Origin of the sequence: Streptomyces sp. NBC_00466 (assembly GCF_041433995.1) — a bacterium.
In the GTDB taxonomy this organism is placed as follows: Bacteria; Actinomycetota; Actinomycetes; order Streptomycetales; family Streptomycetaceae; genus Streptomyces.
This window is the reverse complement of record NZ_CP107896.1, coordinates 1,380,366-1,396,954: the sequence shown is the minus strand read 5'-3', so window position 1 is coordinate 1,396,954 and position 16,589 is coordinate 1,380,366. Positions and strand designations below refer to the sequence as shown.

Annotated in this window: 14 protein-coding genes; 11 read left to right on the top strand and 3 right to left on the bottom strand. The window is 71.1% G+C overall.

Going from position 1 to position 16,589, the window contains the following annotated elements; translation table 11 throughout:
* The first annotated feature begins 17 nt into the window (after positions 1 to 17).
* The 6 genes from OG210_RS06075 (at position 18) to OG210_RS06050 (ending at position 7,375) form a co-directional block, all read left to right on the top strand.
* On the top strand, positions 18 to 2,183 hold the full coding sequence (locus OG210_RS06075) for a bifunctional diguanylate cyclase/phosphodiesterase (protein ID WP_328331722.1): 2,166 nt from the start codon (positions 18 to 20) through the stop codon (positions 2,181 to 2,183).
* Between the two features lie 209 nt (positions 2,184 to 2,392).
* The gene (gene gatC, locus OG210_RS06070) at positions 2,393 to 2,689 is read left to right on the top strand and encodes an Asp-tRNA(Asn)/Glu-tRNA(Gln) amidotransferase subunit GatC (protein WP_164259168.1); all 297 of its coding nucleotides are present in this window, start codon (positions 2,393 to 2,395) and stop codon (positions 2,687 to 2,689) included.
* A gap of 3 nt (positions 2,690 to 2,692) precedes the next feature.
* Positions 2,693 to 4,192, top strand: a complete 1,500-nt coding sequence (gene gatA / locus OG210_RS06065) for an Asp-tRNA(Asn)/Glu-tRNA(Gln) amidotransferase subunit GatA (RefSeq protein WP_328331726.1) — start codon at positions 2,693 to 2,695, stop codon at positions 4,190 to 4,192.
* Entirely contained in the window at positions 4,189 to 4,431 is a 243-nt protein-coding gene (locus OG210_RS06060) for a hypothetical protein (protein ID WP_328331727.1), read from the top strand. The genes gatA and OG210_RS06060 overlap by 4 nt, the downstream gene beginning before the upstream one ends.
* A 16-nt stretch (positions 4,432 to 4,447) precedes the next feature.
* The gene (gatB, locus tag OG210_RS06055) at positions 4,448 to 5,956 is read left to right on the top strand and encodes an Asp-tRNA(Asn)/Glu-tRNA(Gln) amidotransferase subunit GatB (protein ID WP_266852755.1); all 1,509 of its coding nucleotides are present in this window, start codon (positions 4,448 to 4,450) and stop codon (positions 5,954 to 5,956) included.
* A 162-nt stretch (positions 5,957 to 6,118) separates the two neighbouring features.
* A complete protein-coding gene (locus OG210_RS06050) occupies positions 6,119 to 7,375 on the top strand; it encodes an SLC13 family permease (protein ID WP_328335619.1) in 1,257 nt (418 codons plus the stop codon).
* A gap of 86 nt (positions 7,376 to 7,461) precedes the next feature.
* On the opposite strand, the gene OG210_RS06045 is transcribed toward OG210_RS06050, so the two are convergent.
* Positions 7,462 to 7,848, bottom strand: coding sequence for a S4 domain-containing protein (locus OG210_RS06045; protein ID WP_328331730.1), 387 nt, complete (start codon positions 7,846 to 7,848; stop codon positions 7,462 to 7,464).
* A 165-nt stretch (positions 7,849 to 8,013) separates the two neighbouring features.
* Between OG210_RS06045 and OG210_RS06040 the strand changes: the two genes are divergently transcribed.
* The 5 genes from OG210_RS06040 to OG210_RS06020 all read left to right on the top strand — a co-directional run bounded on the left by OG210_RS06040 (position 8,014) and on the right by OG210_RS06020 (position 14,937).
* A complete protein-coding gene (locus tag OG210_RS06040) occupies positions 8,014 to 10,212 on the top strand; it encodes an MMPL family transporter (protein ID WP_328331732.1) in 2,199 nt (732 codons plus the stop codon).
* On the top strand, positions 10,190 to 10,744 hold the full coding sequence (locus OG210_RS06035) for a GNAT family protein (protein WP_328331734.1): 555 nt from the start codon (positions 10,190 to 10,192) through the stop codon (positions 10,742 to 10,744). Before OG210_RS06040 ends, OG210_RS06035 begins: the two co-directional genes overlap by 23 nt.
* 35 nt (positions 10,745 to 10,779) lie before the next feature.
* Positions 10,780 to 11,391 (top strand): hypothetical protein, encoded by a 612-nt coding sequence (locus OG210_RS06030; protein ID WP_328331736.1) that lies wholly within the window; start codon positions 10,780 to 10,782, stop codon positions 11,389 to 11,391.
* A 193-nt stretch (positions 11,392 to 11,584) separates the two neighbouring features.
* Entirely contained in the window at positions 11,585 to 11,758 is a 174-nt protein-coding gene (locus tag OG210_RS06025) for a hypothetical protein (RefSeq protein ID WP_328331738.1), read from the top strand.
* An 80-nt stretch (positions 11,759 to 11,838) separates the two neighbouring features.
* Entirely contained in the window at positions 11,839 to 14,937 is a 3,099-nt protein-coding gene (locus OG210_RS06020) for an AAA family ATPase (protein WP_371540185.1), read from the top strand.
* A 46-nt stretch (positions 14,938 to 14,983) separates the two neighbouring features.
* Here OG210_RS06020 and OG210_RS06015 read toward each other — a convergent pair whose 3' ends face one another.
* Together OG210_RS06015 and OG210_RS06010 are read right to left on the bottom strand one after the other, a co-directional pair.
* Positions 14,984 to 15,205, bottom strand: a complete 222-nt coding sequence (locus OG210_RS06015) for a DUF6191 domain-containing protein (RefSeq protein ID WP_328331740.1) — start codon at positions 15,203 to 15,205, stop codon at positions 14,984 to 14,986.
* Between the two features lie 66 nt (positions 15,206 to 15,271).
* On the bottom strand, positions 15,272 to 16,480 hold the full coding sequence (locus OG210_RS06010; protein ID WP_328331742.1) for a PQQ-dependent sugar dehydrogenase: 1,209 nt from the start codon (positions 16,478 to 16,480) through the stop codon (positions 15,272 to 15,274).
* Between the last annotated feature and the right edge of the window lie 109 nt (positions 16,481 to 16,589).

Genomic DNA, 16,589 nt, shown 5'->3' with positions numbered 1-16,589 from the left:
CTGTGAGAGGGACGGGCATGAAACCGACCGAGAGCGCCGATCCGGAGTCGCGGGTGCGCGGTGTCGCGCAGCTCGCTCACTCCGTGGCGAGGCTGCCCGCCTTCCCGTTCGTCGTGGGACTGGCCGCAGTCGTCCTGGTGACCGGATTGTTAGGTGCGGTGAGGGACGGCCGCGCACTGTTCCCCGACGGCACGGCGGGCTGGGCGCTCGCCGTCCTCACCGGCATCATCGTGGGCCATCTGGTCGCGCTCGGCCGCGACCGCTGGTGGGGCGGTACCGGCTCCGGCGCCGCCCTCACCCTCGCCGTCCTGCTGCTGTACGGCTGGCTGCCCGCGGCGCTGGTCAGCCTGGCCGTCGTCGTCCTCGTGGGGGCTGCCCGCAGCCGCCGCTGGCGGCAGGGGCTGCTGCACGGCGCGTCCGACATCCTGGGCATCGGCGCCGCCGCCCTCGTCCTTGCCGCGTTCGGCGAGACCCCGACGGTCGAGCACCCCTGGCAGCCACTCGGCTGGGGGATCGGTTCCGCGGCGGAGATCGTGCTGGCGGCCGCCGCCTATCTGGGCGTCGCGCGGATGCTGCTCTGGTCCGCGGCGGCAACGCCCGGCCGCGGGCTGCCGACAGTCGCCCGTACCGCACTGGTCAGGCAAGGACTCGTCGGCGTCGCGCTGCTCGGGATCGCCCCGCTGATCTGCGTGGTCGCGGTGTCCCTGCCGCTGCTGCTGCCGCTCTTCGCGGTGCCGCTGATCGCTCTGGACTCCACACTGTGGATCGCCAGGGCCCGAGCGGAGGAGCAGCTGCGCGACCCGCTGACCGGACTGCCCAACCGCCAGTGGCTGCTGGAGCGGACCTGGGCCGCGCTGGCGGAGGCGGAGAACGGCGGATTCAGATCGTCACTGGTCCTGATCGACCTCGACCGGTTCCGCTCGGTCAATGACACGCTCGGGCATCTCGCGGGCGACCGGCTGCTGTTGCAGATAGCGGAACGGCTGCGGTTCGCACTGCCGCGCGGCGCGGAGGTCGCCCGCCTCGGCGGCGACGAGTTCGCCGTGCTGCTCCCGGCGGCCGACTCGGCGACGAGCGTGATGCGCATCGCGCGCCACCTGGTGGCCGAACTGAGCTCCCCGCTCGACCTCGACGGACTGACGCTGGTGCTGGAGGCGAGCGCCGGCGTCTCGGTCTTCCCCGACCACGCGCTGGACGCCGAGGGGCTGCTCCAGCGCGCCGACGTGGCGATGTACCAGGCCAAGCGGGACCGCACGGGTGTCGAGGTGTACGAGTCCAAGCGGGACTCCAACACCCCCGACCGGCTCGGTCTGCTCGGCGATCTGCGGCGCGCGCTCGACGCGGGCGACGTAGAGCTGCACTACCAGCCGAAGGTCCGGTTCGACGGACAGGTGGCAGGTCTTGAGGCGCTGGTCCGCTGGGTGCACCCGGAGCGCGGCAGGGTCCCCCCGGACGAGTTCATCGCCATCGCCGAGTCGTCCGGGCTGATGCCGCATCTCACCGAGTACGTCCTGGAGACGGCGCTGGCACAGGTCGCCAAGTGGCGCCTCCAGGGCCTGAAGGTCCCGGTGGCGGTCAACGTATCGCCGCGCGATGTGCACACCCCCGGCTTCGCCGGCGCGGTGGCGGCCCGGCTGGCCAGGCACGGGGTGCCGCCGGGCGCCCTCCAGCTGGAGATAACCGAGCACGTCCTGCTGGAGGACCCGCAGCGGGCCGCCGACACCCTCGCCGGACTGACCGCACACGGCGTGAAGATGTCGCTGGACGACTTCGGCACCGGGTACTCGTCACTGGTCCATCTGCGGCGGCTCCCGGTGAGCGAGCTGAAGATCGACCGGTCGTTCGTGGCCCGGCTCGCGGTGGACAACGAGGACGCCGAGATCGTCCGCTGCACGGTCGACCTGGCGCACTCGCTCGGCCTGATCGTCGTGGCCGAGGGCGTCGAGGACGACGAGACCTGGGAGCGGCTCCGCGATCTGGGCTGCGACGCGGTGCAGGGCTGGCTGGTGGCGGCAGCGATGCCGCCGCACGAAGCAACGGCCTGGCTGCTGGCCCGGGGGTCCCGGGGATGGCAGCGGCCGGCGGAGCTCGCGGCTGCGGCCGCCGCCGAGAAGGAGAAGCTGCCGTCCGGGCAGGTGGTGCTGCACAGCCGGCCGGGACCGCAGCAGGACCGGCGCCCGTAACCGGGTCGCCCATAACCCGGGCTCCGGCTCGGACCCCCCGCTTCTCGATCACAGGGACCGCAGGGGGGCTTGAGACGTCCCCGCGCCCGGCTTTCCGCAGCGCCGGAATCGCCTCCGCAGCCCTCCCCGGTGAAACCGTTTAGTGGCCACGGCCCCCCGCCCCATAGGATTGGGCCAAAATCCACACACTCACCCCTGAGGATCGCTGCATGCCTGGCATCACGCGCGAGGAGGTCGCCCACCTCGCACGGCTGGCACGTCTGGAGCTGAAGGACGAAGAGCTCGAGCACTTCGCCGGACAGCTCGACGACATTCTCGGCGCGGTCGCCCGCGTCTCCGAGGTTGCCGACCAAGACGTACCGCCGACCTCCCACCCGCTGCCGCTGACGAATGTCATGCGCGCGGACGAGGTCCGTCCGTCGCTCACCCCGGAGCAGGCCCTCTCCGGTGCACCGGCCCAGGAGCAGCGGCGTTTCAAGGTGCCGCAGATCCTGGGGGAGGACTAAGCCATGACGGACATCAACATCATCAAGCTCACCGCCGCCGAGATCGCCGGGAAGATCGCTTCCGGCGAGCTCACGGCCGTCGAGGTCACCGAGGCGCACCTGGCCCGGATCGCGGCCGTCGACGAGAAGGTCAACGCCTTCCTGCACGTCGACCGTGAGGGCGCGCTCGCGCAGGCCCGCGCGGTCGACGCCAAGCGGGCGAACGGCGAGAAGCTCGGACCGCTGGCCGGTGTGCCCCTGGCGCTGAAGGACATCTTCACCACCGAGGGCGTCCCGACCACCGTCGGCTCCAAGATCCTCGAAGGCTGGCTCCCGCCGTACGACGCGACCGTCACCAAGCGCCTCAAGGCCGCCGACGTCGTCATCCTCGGCAAGACCAACATGGACGAGTTCGCCATGGGGTCCTCGACCGAGAACAGCGCCTACGGGCCCACCGGCAACCCCTGGGATCTCTCCCGGATCCCCGGCGGCTCCGGCGGCGGCTCGTCCGCCGCGCTGGCGGCGTACGAGGCCCCGCTGGCCATCGGTACGGACACCGGCGGCTCCATCCGCCAGCCCGCCGCAGTCACCGGCACCGTCGGCGTCAAGCCGACCTACGGCGGGGTGTCCCGCTACGGCATGGTGGCGTTCTCGTCCTCCCTCGACCAGGGCGGCCCCTGCGCCCGTACGGTCCTGGACGCGGCCCTGCTGCACGAGGCCATCGCCGGGCACGACCCGCTCGACTCGACCTCCATCGACGCCCCGGTCCCGCCGGTCGTCGAGGCCGCCCGCAACGGCTCGGTCGCCGGGCTGCGCGTCGGTGTCGTCAAGCAGTTCCGCGGCGAGGGCTACCAGGCCGGGGTCATCCAGCGCTTCGACGAGTCGGTCGAGCTGCTCAAGGGGCTCGGCGCCGACATCGTGGAGCTGGACTGCCCCTCCTTCGACCTGGCGCTCTCCGCGTACTACCTGATCGCCCCCTCGGAGTGCAGCTCCAACCTGGCCCGCTTCGACGCCATGCGCTACGGCCTGCGGGTCGGCGACGACGGTACGAAGTCGGCCGAGGACGTCACAGCGCTCTCCCGCGAGGCCGGATTCGGCGACGAGGTCAAGCGCCGCATCATCCTCGGTACGTACGCGCTCAGCTCCGGCTACTACGACGCGTACTACGGCAGCGCGCAGAAGGTCCGCACGCTCATCACGCGGGACTTCGAGAAGGCATTCGAGCAGGTCGACGTGATCGTCTCGCCGACCACGCCCACCACCGCCTTCCCGATCGGTGAGCGCGCCGACGACCCGATGGCGATGTACCTCGCCGACCTGTGCACCATTCCGACCAATCTGGCCGGAAACTCCGCCATGTCGCTGCCCTGCGGCCTGGCCCCGGAGGACGGACTGCCGGTCGGCCTGCAGATCATCGCCCCCGCCATGAAGGACGACCGGCTGTACAAGGTCGGAGCTGCCGTCGAGGCCGCCTTCGTGGAAAGGTGGGGACACCCGCTGCTTGAGGAGGCTCCGTCATTGTGAGTGCTGTTGTGAGCAAGGCCAAGGGATTCAAGAAGTCCAAGGCCGGTACGTACCTGTCCATCGGAACCACCGCCTTCGGTGCGCTCGGCGTGATCAAGCAGGGCAAGAAGGCCCGCACCGAGAACGACACGCTCCGTCTGGTCGACGCCGTCGTCTCCGCAGCCGCCATCGCCACCGGCATCGCTCTGCTCGTACGTGAGCTGAAGCGCCTGGGCGACGACGACGTCCTGCTGGGCTGAGAGGGAAAGTCTCATCGTGACCGTCACTGAACTCGCGTCGTACGAGGAAGCTCTCGCGACGTACGACCCCGTCATGGGCCTGGAGGTCCATGTCGAGCTCGGCACCAGGACCAAGATGTTCTGCGGCTGCTCCACCGAGCTGGGGGCCGAGCCCAACTCGCAGACCTGCCCCACCTGTCTGGGCCTGCCCGGCTCGCTGCCCGTCGTCAACGCGATCGGCGTCGAGTCGGCCATCAAGATCGGTCTCGCGCTGAACTGCGAGATCGCCGAGTGGTGCCGCTTCGCCCGGAAGAACTACTTCTATCCGGACATGCCGAAGAACTTCCAGACCTCGCAGTACGACGAGCCGATCGCCTTCGACGGCTATCTGGACGTCCAGCTGGAGGACGGCGAGACCTTCCGGGTGCAGATCGAGCGCGCCCACATGGAGGAGGACACCGGCAAGTCGCTGCATGTCGGCGGCGCCACCGGCCGTATCCACGGCGCTTCGCACTCGCTGCTCGACTACAACCGCGCGGGCATTCCGCTCATCGAGATCGTTACCAAGCCGATCGAGGGAGCGGGCGAGCGTGCCCCCGAGGTCGCCAAGGCGTACGTCGCCGAACTGCGCGAGCTGATCAAGGCGCTGGGCGTCTCCGAGGCCCGGATGGAAATGGGCCAGATGCGCTGCGACGTCAACCTGTCGCTGCGGCTGCACGGTGTCGAGAAGCTCGGCACACGCTCCGAGACGAAGAACGTCAACTCGCTGCGCTCGGTCGAACGTGCCGCGCGTTACGAGATCCAGCGGCACGCCGCGGTGCTCAGCTCCGGCGGATCGATCGTGCAGGAGACCCGGCACTTCCACGAGGAGGACGGCTCCACCACGGCCGGCCGCATCAAGGACAACGCCGAGGACTACCGGTACTTCCCGGAGCCCGATCTGGTCCCCGTCGCGCCGGCGCGCGACTGGGTCGAGGAGCTGCGGGGCGCGCTGCCCGAGCTGCCGCGCGTGCGCCGCAACCGGCTGCGCGAGGAGTGGGGCGTCACCGAGTTCGACATGCAGTCGATCCTCAACGCCGGTGCGCTCGGCCCGATTCTGGCCACGATCGACGCGGGTGCCCCGTCCGACCAGGCCCGCAAGTGGTGGATGGGCGAGCTGGCCCGCAACGCCAACGAGACCGGCCGCGACCTCGCAGCGCTGCCCATCACGCCGGAGCAGGTCGCACGGGTCGCGGAGCTCGTCGCGGCGGGCGACCTCAACGACAAGCTGGCCCGCCAGGTCATCGACGGCGTGCTCGCCGGTGAGGGCGGACCGGACGAGGTCGTCGAGAAGCGCGGTCTGAAGGTCGTCTCCGACGACGGCGCGCTCGGCGCCGCCGTGGACGAGGCCATCGCGGGCAACGCCGCGATCGCGGACAAGATCCGCAGCGGAAAGGTGGCCGCCGCCGGTGCGCTCGTCGGCGCGGTCATGAAGGCGACACGGGGACAGGCGGACGCGGCGCGCGTCCGCGAGCTGATCCTGGAGAAGCTCGGCGCCGAAGGCTGACCCGCCCCCCACACACGGTCGCCCGGGGCCGCGCCCCGGACCCTGCTCCACGGACGCCGGGGGATGTGACCGCAGGCCTGGCCTGCGGTCACATCCCCCGGCGTCACGGGACGCGGAGGTCCGGGGCGTGGCCCCGGCCCGCTTCCCCCCACGGAGCACGCCCTGAACACCGTCCCCGCCGAGATCCTCTCCGTAGCGGCGCTCCTGGGCGTACTCGCCTTCGCCGTGACCCGTCCCCAGGGCCGGCCCGAGGCGGCAGCCGCCGTACCCGCTGCGGCACTTGTGGTGGCTCTGGGCGCGGTCTCGCCGTCCGAGGCGTGGGACCAGACGCGCACCCTGCTGCCCGTGGTGGCCTTCCTCGCCGCGGTGCTCGTCCTCTCCCAGCTCTGCGCCGACGACGGGCTGTTCGACGTCCTGGGCGACTGGGTCGCGCGGGTGTGCGGCGGGCGGCCGGTACGGCTGCTCGGTGGCGTCTTCGTGGTCGCCGCCGTGGTCACCGCGGTGCTCAGCCTGGACGCCACCGTCGTACTGCTCACCCCGGTCGTCTTCGCGACAGCCGCGCGGGTCGGCGCGAGACCGCGGCCCCATGTCTACGCCTGCGCGCACCTCGCCAACTCCGGCTCCCTGCTGCTGCCGGTCTCCAATCTGACCAATCTTCTGGCGTTCTCCGCGAGCGGCCTGACCTTCACCCGGTTCGCCGGTCTGATGGCCGTGCCGTGGCTGGCCGCCGTGGCCGTCGAGTACATCGTGTTCCGCCGGTTCTTCGCCGCTGACCTGGCCGCGCCCGCGCACCCGCCCGACGCGGCCGAGCGGCCCGAGACGCCGGTGTTCACCCTGGTGGTGGTCGGTCTGACGCTCGTCGGTTTCGTGGTCACCTCCTTCGCGGGCGCCGAACCGGTCTGGGCCGCGCTCGCCGGGGTCCTGGTGCTCGGGGTCCGCGCGCTGCGCCGCGGGCGGACCACCGTCACGGGCCTGGTGCGCGACGCCAACCCGTTCTTCTGCCTGTTCGTGCTCGCGCTCGGGATCGTCGTGCGGGCGGTCGTCGACAACGGACTCGGCGACGGGATCGGGCACTTGCTGCCCGGCGGCGCCACACTGCCCGCGCTGCTCGCGGTGGCCGGGGTCGCCGCCGTCCTGGCCAACGCCATCAACAACCTGCCGGCGATCCTGGCGCTGCTGCCGGTCGTCGGCCCCGCCGGGCCCGGACCGGTACTCGCCGCGCTGATCGGTGTGAACCTCGGCCCGAACCTGACCTACGTCGGATCGCTGGCCACACTGCTGTGGCGCCGCATCATGAACGAGTACGGGCAGGAGCCCGAGCTCGGCACCTTCACCCGGCTCGGCCTGCTGACCGTACCGGCGACGCTGGCCGTGTCGACCGTCGCGCTGTGGGGAGCCCTGCGGGTCGTCGGGGTGTGAGTCCGCCCCTCGATTCCGCCCCCCGATTCCGCCCCTCGATGCGGTCCCTCCGGAGCGATGCCCTCCGTACGCACACGGAGGACCGGTCAGCGCAGTCCGATGTCCCCGCGCAACTGCTCCAGTTCACGCCGGTCCCGCTTCGTCGGCCGTCCCGTACCCCGGTCGCGTACCGGGATGTCGAGAACGGCCTCCCGGGGCGGGGGCGGCGGGCTGTTGTCCACGTAGCACTCGGCCGCGACCGGCGGCCCCACCCGCTTGCGCACCAGGCGTGACACCTCGACGATCCGCTCACGTCCCGCGTGGAACAGCCGCACCTCGTCGCCCGCCTGTACCGCATGGGCCGGCTTGACCCGCTCACCGTTGAGGCGGGCATGACCGGCGCGGCAGGCGGCAGCGGCCTGCGAGCGTGTCTTGGTGAGCCGCACCGACCAGATCCAGGTGTCGAGCCGTACGGTCCCCTCTTCAGCAGCCATACCCCGACTTTACGGCGGCGCGGACCCTTGTGACTAACCCCACGAAACAGTCAAAGGATCACGTTTCGATGTCAGAGTGATGCGCTAAAGGTCTGTGCTCTTTACGGTTTATTCCCGATAGAGGCCGACGAACCACCCAGGTCGACCCCCCGAGGGAGCAGTCCGTTGGCAGCCATCGCGCGATGGTGCATCAGGCACCGCCTTCTGACTGTTCTGCTCTGGCTCCTCGCCCTCGGTGGTACCGCGGCGGCCGCGGGCTTCGCCGGATCCGCGTACTCCAACGACTACGAAGTGCCGGGTACGGAGTCCGGGCGGGCCACCGCCCTGCTCGACCAGGGATTCCACGGTCAGGGCGGCGACAGCGACACCATCGTCTGGCACACCGCGCAGGGCAGCGTGCGTGCGTCGGGGGTCGAACAGCGCATGACGCAGACCCTCAACAAGATCGACGACCTCCCCGGGATCTCCTCCGTCGGAACGCCGCGGACCAGCGCCGACGGGCACACCGCATACGCCGTGTTCACCTTCGACGCACAGTCCGACGAGATCCCCGTACAGCAGGCCAGGACCGTCGTCGACACTGCGAAGGCGGCCGAGGCCCACGGGCTCCAGGTCGAGCTGGGCGGCAGCGCCGTCGCGCTCACCCAGACCACCGGCGTGCATCTCAGCGAGGCCATCGGGGTCGTCGTCGCCGCCCTCGTGCTCTTCCTCGCCTTCGGCGCCTTCGCCGCGAGCCTGCTGCCCATCGCCACCGCCCTGGTCAGCGTCGGCACCGCGTACGCGGCCATAGAACTGCTCGGACACGTCATGACCGTCGCCGACTTCGCGCCGATGCTCGGGATGCTGGTCGGGCTCGGGGTCGGTATCGACTACGCGCTGTTCATCGTGACCAGACACCGCAAGGCGCTGCGCCGCGGTCTGCCGATCGCGGAGGCGGTGACACACGCGGTGAGCACGACGGGCCGTGCCGTCGTCTTCGCCGGAGCGACCGTCTGCATCGCCCTGCTCGGCATGCTCATCCTGCGGCTGGACTTCCTCAACGGTGTCGCCATCGCGGCCTCCCTCACGGTCGTCCTGACCGTGGCCGCATCGATCACCCTGCTGCCCTCGCTGCTCTCGTTCATCGGGATGCGGGCGCTGAGCCGCCGGGAACGCGTACGGCTCGCCGAGCGCGGCCCGCAGCCCGATCCGCCCACCGGTTTCGCCGCCCGCTGGTCGGCCTTCGTGGAGCGGCACCCCAGACTGCTCGGCGCACTCGCCGCTGCCGTGATGCTGGTCCTCGCGCTGCCGACCCTCGGGCTCCACCTGGGCACCTCCGACCAGGGCAACAGCCCGGCGGGCTCGACCACCCGGAAGGCGTACGACCTGATCGGCAAGGGATTCGGGCCCGGAGCCAACGGACCGCTCACCCTGGCGGCCAGGCTGGATGGTGCGGGGGACCGGGTGGCGCTGGACGAACTGCCCGCCCGGCTGCGTACGACCGAGGACGTCGCATCCGTGAGCCCGGTCACCTACAACGGCAGCGGCGACACGGCCTTCATCACGGTCGTCCCCGACTCGGCCCCGCAGTCGCAGAAGACCAGTGACCTCGTCGACCGGCTGCGTACGGATGTCCTGCCCCGGGCCGAGAGCCGGACCTCGCTCGACGTCGAGGTCGGCGGTGTCACCGCGAGCTACGACGACTTCGCGCAGGTGATCATCGGCAAACTCCCGCTCTTCGTCGGCGTGGTCATCACGCTCGGCTGTCTGCTCCTGCTGCTGGCGTTCCGCTCGATCGGCATTCCGCTCAAGGCCGCCGTGATGAACGTGGCAGCGGTGGCCTCCGCCTTCGGCGTCGTCGTCGCGGTCTTCCAGTGGGGCTGGGGGAGTGAGCTGCTGGGACTCGGCAGCGCGGGGCCGATCGAGCCCTTCCTGCCGGTGATCATGGTCTCGGTGCTCTTCGGGCTCTCCATGGACTACCAGGTCTTCCTGGTCAGCCGGATGTACGAGGAGTGGCGGGAGACCGGCGACAACCGGCGGGCCGTCCGGGTGGGCCTCGCCGAGACCAGCCGCGTGATCAACTCCGCGGCCGTCATCATGATCTCCGTCTTCCTGGCCTTCGTCCTGAGCGGCGACCGGGTCATCGCGATGTTCGGGATCGCTCTGGCCGCAGCCGTCGCGCTCGACGCCTTCGTACTGCGGACGCTCCTGGTCCCCGCTCTGATGCATCTGCTGGGCCGGGCGAACTGGTGGCTGCCCGGCTGGCTGGACCGGCGGCTCCCTCGCATCAGCATCGAGGCACCCGCCCCCGGTGACCGTGCGAAAATTCAACCGCAGCTCACACCGGTGGCAGAGGAGAAACATGTTCGCGATATCGCTCGGTGAGGGCGCGGAGCTGGGACCACTGGAGCCCTGGCAGGCCGAGGACTACCTGGCCCACATCGACCGGGGGCGCGAATTCATCGGCCAGTACATCGGGCTTGCCGACGCTGCCAGGGATCTTCCTTCGGCGCGTGCGTTCCTCCAGTCGTTCGCCGACAAGCAGGCCGCGGACGGCGGCCGGCTCTTCGGCATCCGGCTGGACGGCACGCTGGTCGGCGGGGTGCTGTTCCCGCGGTTCGACGCCGCGACGGGCTGCTGCGAGGTCGGCTGCTGGCTGGAGCCCGCCGGGGTGGGCCGGGGACTGGTCACGCGCGCCGCCGCAGTGCTGATCGACTGGGCGGTGGACGGCCGCGGGATGCACCGCGTCGAGTGGCACGTCGACCCCGGGAACACGGCGAGCATCAACGTCGCCAAGCGGCTGGGGATGGTGCGCGAAGGCGTACTGCGGCAGAACCACCCCCATCGGGGAACCCGGCACGACACCGAGGTCTGGTCGGTCCTGGCACCCGAGTGGAAGGCACACAGAGAGCATTAAGCCCGCTCTCAGAAAGGGCGCCTAGCGTGCGCCGCATGAACGCCACCACCAAGACCGACACGACCGACGACTCCGCCGCCAAGGTGCAGGACGCCGAGGCCGATGAGGCCGCGGCGGAGGCGACCGCTGAGGACACCGACATCGACGCGGACGAGGCCGCGGCGGACGCGGCAGCCGAGGAAGAAGCCGAGGAGGCCGAGCTCGCGGCGGGCAGCCCCGCTGCCGGCGGCTCCGGGATCGGCGCGGGCGCGGCCGCCGTCGTCGCCGCCGCACTGGGCTTCGTCGGACTCTCCGGCAGCTGGATGGGCAAGGTGCTCTCCGAACGCGAGACCCTGACCGGCCAGCTGAAGCTTTCGCAGGGCGCCAGCGCCTCGCAGCAGATCCACGAGGTCTACGCCGACTCCTGGCACACCACCGCCCTCGTCAACGGCGTCTTCGCGCTGCTGGCGCTGGTCGTCGGAGCCGCCGTACTGGCCCGCCCGTTCTTCAGCTCGCCCGTCCGCCCGCAGGCCGTCTGGGTCCGCGCCGTGGCCTGGGGCGCTGTCGGCGTCGCCGTCATCGGCCTGATCGTCTCCGTCGGCATGTACTTCGACCTGTTCGCCGCGCTCCCGACCGCTCCCGCCACCGCGCCCGCCCCGACCCAGTAGACGGGTGGACAGAAACCCGTAAGGCATCCCCGAGGGGGCCTCAGTCGCCGTACGTAAGCACTCACGTACTGCGCCTAAGGCCCCCTCCGCCATGAGGATGCGGCACTCGCCCGATGCGGCGGACCCCTCTGGGAGACGAAAGTCGAGGCATCGAAGGAAGCCGCAACCGGCTTCCGCCACAGGGGAGAACACCATGCTTCAGCAGGAGCTCCAGAAGGCCTACGCCGCCGAACTCACCCGCCGGTCCGAGGCCGAGCGTCTCGCGGGACAGGCGCTGAAGGGCCGCAGGGCCGCCCGCCGTTCCGGCAGGCACGATACGCAGAGGACGGTGAGATCGTTCCGCGACCGGTTCGTCCGCGCGGCCTGATGAACGGCGCACAGCAGGACACCGGCACCAGGGCGGGCGGCATCCGAATATCGGGTGCCGCACCGCCGGACCGCTGTGCGATGCTCGGCGCTGTGGAGTTCACCTCAGTCAGCCCCGTATTCGTCGGCCGCGCCGATGAGTTGGCCGTTCTTGGCGAAGCGCTGTCCGGCGCCACCCGGGGAGAGCCGCAGGCGCTGCTCATCGGCGGGGAGGCCGGTGTCGGCAAGACCCGGCTCGTCGAGGAGTTCATCGAGGGCGCCGGCCGCGCCGGGGCCGTCGTCACGGTCGGCGGCTGTGTCGAGATCGGCGCAGACGGCCTTCCGTACGCCCCGTTCTCCACCGCCCTGCGCGCGCTGCGCCGCCACCTTCCCGACGAGATGGCCGCGGCGGCCGAGGGCCAGGAGGGCGAACTGGCCAGGCTGCTGCCCGAATTGGGCGAGACCAGCCGGCAGGCGCACCACGAGGACGGCACGGCCCGGCTCTTCGAGCTGACCTCCCGGCTCCTTGAGCGGATCGCCGCCGACCGTACGGTGGTGCTGGTCCTGGAGGACCTGCACTGGGCCGACGCGTCCACGCGCCATCTGCTCGCCTATCTCTTCCGCACCCTGAGCAGCGGACGCCTCGTGGTCGTGGCCACCTATCGCGCCGACGACATCCACCGGCGCCACCCGCTGCGGCCGCTGCTGGCCGAACTGGACCGGCTGCGTACGGTCCGCCGGATCGAGCTGGCCCGTTTCACCCGGTCCGAGGTGCGCCTCCAGCTGGCCGGCATCCTCGCGGCCGAGCCGGAGGCCGCGCTGGCCGACGAGATCTTCGCCCGCTCCGACGGCAACGCCTTCTTCGTCGAGGAACTGGCTGTCTGCACCGGCGGCAACTGCTCGGTCTCCGGGATCAGCGACTCACTGCGTGATCTTCTGCTGGTCCGGGTCGAGGCCCTGTCCGACGACGCCCAGCGGGTGGTCCGGTTCGCGGCAGAAGGAGGCTCGACCGTCGAGTATCCGCTGCTCGCCGCGGTGACCCGGCTGTCCGAGGACGACCTGATCGAGGCGCTGCGGGCAGCGGTCGGGGCCAGCATCCTGATCGCCGCGCCGGACGGCGGCGGCTACCGCTTCCGGCACTCCCTGGTACGCGAGGCCGTCAGCGACGATCTGCTGCCGGGGGAGCGCTCCCGTATCAACCGCCGCTGCGCGGAGGCCCTGGAGAACGACCCCTCACTCGTACGGGCCGACGCGCGCACCACCCGGCTCGCCGGCTACTGGTACCACGCGCATGACGCCGCGAAGGCCCTGCCCGCCGTGCTGCTGGCCTCGGCAGAGGCACGCCGGCGCCACGCCTACTCCGAGCAACTGCGGCTCCTGGAGCGGGCGATGGAGGTCTGGGACAGTGCCCCGGCCGAGGTACGGGACGGGCTGCGGCCGATGGACTCCACCGATGCCTACCCGGCCTGCGGGCACCAACCCGGGACATCCGCGCCGTCCGCGCTGCGCTATCTCGACCTGCTCGCCGAAGCGGTGGTCGCCGCACGCTGCTGCGGTGAGCGTGAACGGTCCCTGAAGATCTCCAAGAAGGCCCTGCGCATCATCGACGGCGGCGCCGACGACGCACTGCGCGCCGCCTGGTTCTGGACCGAGCGGGCCAAGCTGGAACAGAGCCTCGCCCGCGGCAACGGCTGGCGGGAGATCGCCACTGCCCAGGAGCTGGTACGCGGGCTGCCCCCGTCGGCCGTCCATGCCCAGGTCCTCACCACCGCGGCCAACTGGGCGATGCTCCACGAACCGGGGCCCGACAGCCTGACCGCGGCCGAGTGCGCCGTGGACTACGCCCGGCTGGTCGGCGCGGAGGAGATCGAACTGAGCGCACGCCTCACCCTCGGCGGGCTCCTGATCGACTCCGGTGACATCGAGACCGGGCTGACCACCATGCGGGCCGCCCTCAAGCGGACGACCGAACTCGGCCTGGTCGCCGAGGGCTGCCGCGCGCACACCAATCTGATATCGAACCTGGAGTCCATCGGCCGTTCCGCCGAGGCCGTCGACGTGGGCACCGCCGGTGTCGCCCTCGCGGGCAAGTACGGCCTGCGGGACCACGAGGCCTGGGTCCGGGGCAACATGACCGACTCACTGTTCGCTCTGGGCCGCTGGGACGAGGCATCGGCGTGCGCGCAGTGGGTTCTCCGGTACGCGCAGAGCGCCAAGCCCCGGGGCAACGTCTGCCTGCGGCTCGCGGAGCTGGCGCTGCTCCGCGGGGAGCAGGAGGAGGCAGCCCGGCACCTTACCTTCGCCCACGCCCACTTCGGCACCCACGACCCGATGCCCCAGCACTCCATACCCCTGGCCAGGCTCAGCCTCGGAATCCTGGCAGCCCAGGGGCAGCTGGACGAGGCCCGTACGCTACTGGCCGGGGCGGTGGAAGCGGGGTTCCCTCCCGGCACCCAGCGCTACGGCTGGCCGCTGGTGCTCGCCGCCGCCACCGCCGAGGCCAATACCCGCGGCCTGCCGGCGGCCGAACCGGGCCGAAGGGAGTCCCTGGCCCTCATCCGCTTGACGGCGACGCGGCTCGCCACGCCCGTACCGCTCTGGAGCGCCTACGCCCTGCACGTCAGCGCCGAGCTGGCCCGCGCCGACGGTGTCGACCGGCCGGAGCACTGGAGCGCGGCTGCCGGGGCCCTGGAGCCACTGGAACGCCCCTACGAGCTGGCGCAGGCGCACCAGCACTGGGCCGCCGCCCTGCTCGCGCACGGCTCCGAACGCGAACCCGCGGCCCGGGAACGCGCGGCGAAGCTGCTCCGGAGCAGCCTGGCGACGGCCGACCGGCTGGGCACCCGCCCGCTGGCCGAGGAGATCAGACTGCTCGCGCAGCGCGCCAGGCTACCCCTCACCGAAGCCGCGGACCACCGGACCGCTTCCGCGCCGGGTGACATGCGCAGCGCTGTCGACGCCTTCGGCCTCACCAGTCGTGAGCAGGACGTCCTGCGCCTGGTCGCGGCGGGCCGCACCAACCGCCAGATAGCCGAGACGCTGTTCATCGCACCCAAGACGGCGAGCGTGCACGTCTCCAACATCCTGGCCAAACTGGGGGTCACCGGCCGAGGTGAAGCAGCCGCACTGACCCACCGGCTGCACCTCTTCACGGACGCCGCGGAGGCCCTCCCGGGGACCGCCGTTCAGGGAGCCCTCTGAGCTGTACAGGTGCGGCGGTGTGGGGGTGCGGAGGTGCCGGTGGACCCTAGGGCTGGGGCGCTGGGCGGTCCCGGTCCTGCTCCTGGTCCCGGTCCTGGCTCGGATCCTCGTCCTGTGCCCGGATGATCACTGTGCCCGAGTCCAGGTCTATCGGGCCGCGCCCCGGATCGCCGTCGTTGAGATCGACGCGGGACAGCTCCAGCCGCTTGTTCTCGTCCTCGGTGTGCTTGCGCCCGGGCGCGAAGAGCTGCTCTATCAGGTTGAACATCCAGACCCCCTGCGGTGAGCCCCGGCCGGACTCCCGTGCGGTGAGCCCTCCTCAGCGTAACCCCGGCTACTTCACCTCCAGCTGAAGGATCCGGTCGTCCCCGGCCTTGGGCTTCCCCCGCGAATCGGTGTTGCTGGTGACCAGCCACAGTCTGTCCCCGCCTGCGGAGACCACCGTACGCAGTCGCCCGTACTTGCCCTGGAGGAAGGCCTGCGGCTGGGCCGAGGGCTTGGCGCCGTTGAGTGGGATCCGCCACAGCCGCTCACCGCGCAGGGACGCCATCCAGAGGGACCCCTCGGCATAGGCGATACCGCTGGGTGAGGCAACCGCCGGCTTCCACTGCTCCACCGGGTCCGTGAACCCCGCCTTTGCCGCTTTGCTGCCCGCTTTGCCCTCCACCTCGGGCCAGCCGTAGTTCTTCCCGGGACCGATCAGATTGAGTTCGTCCCAGGTGTCCTGGCCGAATTCGTCGGCCCACAGCCGCCCGTCCGTGTCCCAGGCGAGGCCTTCCACATTGCGGTGGCCGTAGGAGTAGACGACGGAGTCGGCCCAGGGATCGCCGTGCACCGGCTGTCCGTCCGGTGTCATCCGGAGGATCTTTCCGCCCAGTGACTTCTTGTCCTGGGCAAGACTCCGGTCGCCGGTCTCCCCGGTCCCGGCATAGAGCATCTTGTCCGGTCCGAACGCGATCCGTCCGCCGTTGTGAATGGTGCCCTTCGGGATGCCCTTGAAGACCGTGTCGGGCGCCCCCAGCTGCTGCCCTGCCGGCTGCTTCTCGTCGTAGAACATGCGCGCGATGCGGTTGTCGGACGTGGTGGTGAAGTACGCGTAGACCAGATGGTCCGAGGCGTACGAAGGGGACAGCGCTATCCCCAGCAGTCCGCCCTCACCGCCCGGCGTGACCCCCGCGACCTTCCCGAGCACGGTCTTCCGGCCGGTCTTGGCGTCGACCCTGGTGATCGTCCCCCGATCGCGTGAGGAGACCAGCAGATCTCCCTCCGGGAGCACCGCCACCCCCCACGGCGAGTCGAGGCCCGTGGTGAGGGTCGAGACCACCTTGACCGCCCCCTTCGCCGGCGGGACGGCTCTGGACGGGGAGGCCGACGCGGAGGCGGGCGCGTGCGGCCCGGGGGCGCGGCCGGTGCCGGTAAGTCCGTCACCGCCCCCGGAGGAGCACCCGACGGCCGACAACAGCAGGGCCGAGGCCAACACGGCTGTCACAGCTGGACGTTGCACGGTTCTGATCCCTTCGACGACAGCACAGCTACTGTTCATACACCGCAGGTCCGCCGCCGGTTCCCAGCCGCGCCCGTTCGCCCCCGAAAGGGCCGCCCCCGGCCTGCTCCTGTCAGGAGGCGAGCCGAAAGGGCAGTACAGAGACGCT

Excerpts from the sequence above, each read along its gene's own strand:
- OG210_RS06075 (WP_328331722.1), top strand. The coding sequence starts at position 18 with ATGAAACCGACCGAGAGCGCCGATCCGGAGTCGCGGGTGCGCGGTGTC.
- gatC (WP_164259168.1), top strand. The coding sequence starts at position 2,393 with ATGCCTGGCATCACGCGCGAGGAGGTCGCCCACCTCGCACGGCTGGCA.
- gatA (WP_328331726.1), top strand. The coding sequence starts at position 2,693 with ATGACGGACATCAACATCATCAAGCTCACCGCCGCCGAGATCGCCGGG.
- OG210_RS06045 (WP_328331730.1), bottom strand. The coding sequence starts at position 7,848 with ATGGCTGCTGAAGAGGGGACCGTACGGCTCGACACCTGGATCTGGTCG.
- OG210_RS06035 (WP_328331734.1), top strand. The coding sequence starts at position 10,190 with ATGTTCGCGATATCGCTCGGTGAGGGCGCGGAGCTGGGACCACTGGAG.
- OG210_RS06030 (WP_328331736.1), top strand. The coding sequence starts at position 10,780 with ATGAACGCCACCACCAAGACCGACACGACCGACGACTCCGCCGCCAAG.
- OG210_RS06025 (WP_328331738.1), top strand. The coding sequence starts at position 11,585 with ATGCTTCAGCAGGAGCTCCAGAAGGCCTACGCCGCCGAACTCACCCGC.
- OG210_RS06020 (WP_371540185.1), top strand. The coding sequence starts at position 11,839 with ATGCTCGGCGCTGTGGAGTTCACCTCAGTCAGCCCCGTATTCGTCGGC.
- OG210_RS06015 (WP_328331740.1), bottom strand. The coding sequence starts at position 15,205 with ATGTTCAACCTGATAGAGCAGCTCTTCGCGCCCGGGCGCAAGCACACC.
- OG210_RS06010 (WP_328331742.1), bottom strand. The coding sequence starts at position 16,480 with ATGAACAGTAGCTGTGCTGTCGTCGAAGGGATCAGAACCGTGCAACGT.